At 35.3% G+C, this 3,590-nt stretch carries 5 protein-coding genes and 2 pseudogenes; all 7 read left to right on the top strand.

Annotated features, from left to right (window positions below; all coding sequences use genetic code 11):
* Positions 1 to 148: 148 nt before the first annotated feature.
* Positions 149 to 730: a PAAR domain-containing protein gene (locus tag ACT3SX_RS14415; protein WP_192520751.1), complete on the top strand. Its 582-nt coding sequence runs from the start codon at positions 149 to 151 to the stop codon at positions 728 to 730.
* The gene (locus ACT3SX_RS14410) at positions 712 to 1,254 is read left to right on the top strand and encodes a hypothetical protein (RefSeq protein ID WP_192520745.1); all 543 of its coding nucleotides are present in this window, start codon (positions 712 to 714) and stop codon (positions 1,252 to 1,254) included. Before ACT3SX_RS14415 ends, ACT3SX_RS14410 begins: the two co-directional genes overlap by 19 nt.
* Before the next feature lie 71 nt (positions 1,255 to 1,325).
* Positions 1,326 to 2,024, top strand: a complete 699-nt coding sequence (locus ACT3SX_RS14405) for a hypothetical protein (RefSeq protein ID WP_192520746.1) — start codon at positions 1,326 to 1,328, stop codon at positions 2,022 to 2,024.
* A 20-nt stretch (positions 2,025 to 2,044) separates the two neighbouring features.
* Positions 2,045 to 2,200: pseudogene (locus tag ACT3SX_RS14400) on the top strand (tetratricopeptide repeat protein); the annotation flags it as partial.
* Positions 2,189 to 2,554, top strand: coding sequence for a tetratricopeptide repeat protein (locus ACT3SX_RS14395; RefSeq protein ID WP_225739337.1), 366 nt, complete (start codon positions 2,189 to 2,191; stop codon positions 2,552 to 2,554). The pseudogene ACT3SX_RS14400 and the gene ACT3SX_RS14395, both read left to right, overlap by 12 nt.
* A gap of 162 nt (positions 2,555 to 2,716) precedes the next feature.
* Positions 2,717 to 3,253, top strand: a pseudogene (locus ACT3SX_RS14390) (PAAR domain-containing protein); the annotation flags it as partial.
* Between the two features lie 72 nt (positions 3,254 to 3,325).
* The coding region (locus ACT3SX_RS14385; RefSeq protein ID WP_444518878.1) for a hypothetical protein at positions 3,326 to 3,590 on the top strand (265 nt) is incomplete at its 3' end.

Here is a 3,590-nt window from a genome sequence, read left to right as displayed (position 1 = left end):
AATAATAGTTCATCTTTTTGTCACATTAAAATTCGATATTGCTATATTAGTAACAACAATATTATATTTTATATATAATTTTTTTTCTAATAGAAGCCTAGTGAATGACATTTGAGTATGAGTTCTAATTCAGTAAGGAATTTGAGAGATTTTAATAATTAATCATTCCAAATCTGGCTTCAAATATAAGGCTTTTATCGGTGATGGAACAGTCATCACTGGCTCTCCGCAAACCACTCATTATGGTATTCCTATCGCTCGGAAGGGCGACAAGGTCGTCTGTAAGAAATGCAAAAAGGTTGTCACTATTATCACGGGTGACCCATCCTATATAGTGGATGGTGCGCCAGTTGCCCGTGTAGGTGATATGACCAGCTGCGGCTCAAAACTGATTGCTAGTCAACAAGCATTTTCGGAGTCGGGTTTTGATGTGGGTAGTATTGCACAGGCAGAACCTTTGCAGTTTGCGAAGTCGGATTCAGCGAGCTTTTTTTCTCTTGAAGATAAAGCTGTTAGTAAATATAAAAAGAAGATTTTGTTTGAAGACGAGTATGGTGATCCTTACTCTAATTCACCTTACATAGCATTTTTTCCAAACACTCAAGAACTGAGAGAAGGCACAACAGATGAGCAAGGCTATACGGAAGAGTTCATTACAGATGAACCTGAAGAAATAGTCGTTCATCTGATTACAGAAGATGAAATTGAGCAATGGAAGACATTATATTAAATGCATCCAATACAGCGACTGTGAATCAAAATTCTATTTACAAGTCAAATTATTATATTTTCATAAAAAATAAAGGTGATAATAAAATGTCTAAATACCCTGAAGGAATTAAAGATACATTCTTATGCTTAACAGGCATAAAAGCCTGGCCATACACGAAGGTAGTTTCAGTCGAAGATGGCGTACCTACCTTAGAAACACAATGTATAAAGAAAAGCAGTTACTCAGAGCAAAAAGGCAATGTAGTTGATACAGCATCAAATGCTGCTCAAGCAAAGTATTTAACGGGTCCACAAGGAGCTACAGTAGCCACTGGTACAGGTGCTCTTGCAGGTGGTGTTGCTATTTTGAGTGCAGGTACCGCAATATTGAGAAAAGATTATGATGAGTATATGCAAACAGGAAATCATTACAGCTTTAACAACCAAAAACTTTCGGACTGTTTATCTACAATTAACTGGGAAAAATATCCAGATTTCGAAACAGCTTTAAAAAGCGAAGGTATGAAATGTAAGCTCTATTAATTTTTGATAACGGCTACACGTAAGAAAACTATTTATGAATATAAAAAGTCAATTTAAAAAAGGTATAACAAATGACCATTAGATTTTTATCTGTAGCTAAAATAATGTCGCTAATAACTATAACAACAATAATTAATGGTTGTAATAGCTCTTTACCTCAAACTAAAGACAGTCTAGAACTTATAACGCAGGTTGATTTAAGAAGTCTCAATAAGAGCCAAAATTTTAATAAAAAAATTATTCAAGCAGCAGATGAAGCTGCCGTAATCTCAAGCAATAAAAGCAATTATGTTGGCTACAGCATGGTAGAAGTTAATGGATATCAGATATTATTCAAACCCGAAGAGCCTAACTCCCTACTTATCTATCAAAACGGCAAACTACTCTCTGACTATATTGATAATAAAGCAACATTATATAAGGATAACACTTACTTCCCTTATGTAAATCGTCAGTCTGTTCACTATAATAATAAAAAAGACGTACTAAACTATAATAATGGTTCTCTATATTTTCGTGACTATGGATTGAATGGTATAGAAGGTGTATTTGAAATAGAGTCTTCTGGTAATAAAGCTATAGATGCTCTTATTGGTGGTGGTTTATCTACAAAAAAATTACTCTACCAAGGTGAAGAGTGTGAGATACAGCCGCAATCACAAATGATCGCTTGTTGTTTTATTGAAGATAAAAAAGAATTACTCCAACTTGGAGATAATGGATGGGAAATTCGCACACCAAATGATAATTTTAGTTGTGAAAAAAATTGATAGTTTGCATCATATAGTCAGTTCCTCAGAGCTATGAAAAAGCTTTTGAGCTGTTTCAAAAAGCTGCTAACCAGAAGTACTCTGATGCTCAATTTAATTTTAGTGTTATGTACGACAATGGCGTAGGCATTGATCAAAACTATGAAAAAGCAATAGAGTGGTATTTGTTAACAGCTGATAATGGAGATTTTGATGCCCAAAATAACCTTGGCACTTTTTATGAAAACGGCTACGGCGTACCGCAAGACTATAGTAAGGCTTTAGAGTGGTATACCAAAGCCGCTGATCAAGGGGTAGATGTAGCACAACTTAACATCGGTGGTCTTTATGAGAACGGTTATGGTGTACCGCAAGATTATGATAAAGCTTTTGAATGGTACAAAAAAGCAGCAGATCAAGGCAATCAAGCAGCCAGTAATCGCATCGGTAGATTAGTCATGAATAATAAAATTGACGATACTGGTATCACTATCTACAGCACTCAAGAAACTGGTCTTACATTGGGTGATCTTGAAAATATGAGCCAATAATAATAAAAGCTGTATGAGCCAACAGTTTTTAGCTCATACAGCCACTAATTTATAAAGTGTTTAACAACCTCATCACTCCACCAAACCATCTAAAATAGATTTGACTTCCGTGACGTACTGACCCAAATCTGGCTTTGAATATAAGGCTTTACCAATGGCGGTACGGTCATCACCAGCTCTTTACAAACCACTCATTATGGCATTCCTGTCGCTCGTAAAGGGGACAAAGTCGTCTGTAAGAAGTGCAAAAAGGTTGTCACTATTATCACTGGTGACCCGTCCTATATAGTGGATGGTTCACCTGTTGCCCGTGCAGGTGATATATATTTTGCGCCAAAAGCACATGAAAAGGACTTTTCTCTAGCTTCAGACGCCGCCAGCAAGCATTTCTTTATACATGAAATGACCCATGTATGGCAGTATCAGAATGGTCAAACTGTTGCCTTACGTGCTATTGGCGAGCAACTGTTTTTTGAATTCCCAAGTAAAATTGGATTAGGAGATGGTGCGTACGTATATAAACTTGATCAAAGCAAAAATCTACTTGATTATGAGATAGAACAGCAAGCTTCTATTGTTGCGGATTATTGGGCTATGAAGAATAGACTTATTGATAAAGTTAAGCAAAGAGCTACTAATCGTAGTGAAGCATATTTAGCTCATTATTCAATAGTAGTAGATACAGTGATTAAGAAATAGTTGTTATTTACTTTGGTTGTGAACTTTTTACAATGTTTTTTTCAAAAGGTATTAAAAGATATGACTAAATTCATGAATAATTTTTCATATTACTTTTTAAATCCAATCATTTTATTGATATCGCTTGGTATATCTGGCTGCATTTTTGATAACCGTGCACATAGTCCTCCTATTACTGGAGATATTGAAATATCAAAAGATAGTAAAGGTGGCTTATGTTTTATGCCTTTACTTGCCTCTGCTACCTTTATGGAAGAATCTGTAAATTTAAGGAGTATAAATATGGAGTATCTTACTATTTCCGACCCTAACTCAACAGGAGGGGATCGAATTAAAA

The organism is Psychrobacter sp. AOP31-B2-9 (genome assembly GCF_052378005.1).
Classification (GTDB): Bacteria; Pseudomonadota; Gammaproteobacteria; order Pseudomonadales; family Moraxellaceae; genus Psychrobacter.
Note: the sequence above shows the minus strand (reverse complement) of the source record. Positions and strands in the feature narration are given on the sequence as shown.

Bases quoted from the DNA above. Each gene is read 5' to 3' on its own strand.
- ACT3SX_RS14405 (WP_192520746.1), top strand. From the start codon at position 1,326: ATGACCATTAGATTTTTATCTGTAGCTAAAATAATGTCGCTAATAACT.
- ACT3SX_RS14410 (WP_192520745.1), top strand. From the start codon at position 712: ATGGAAGACATTATATTAAATGCATCCAATACAGCGACTGTGAATCAA.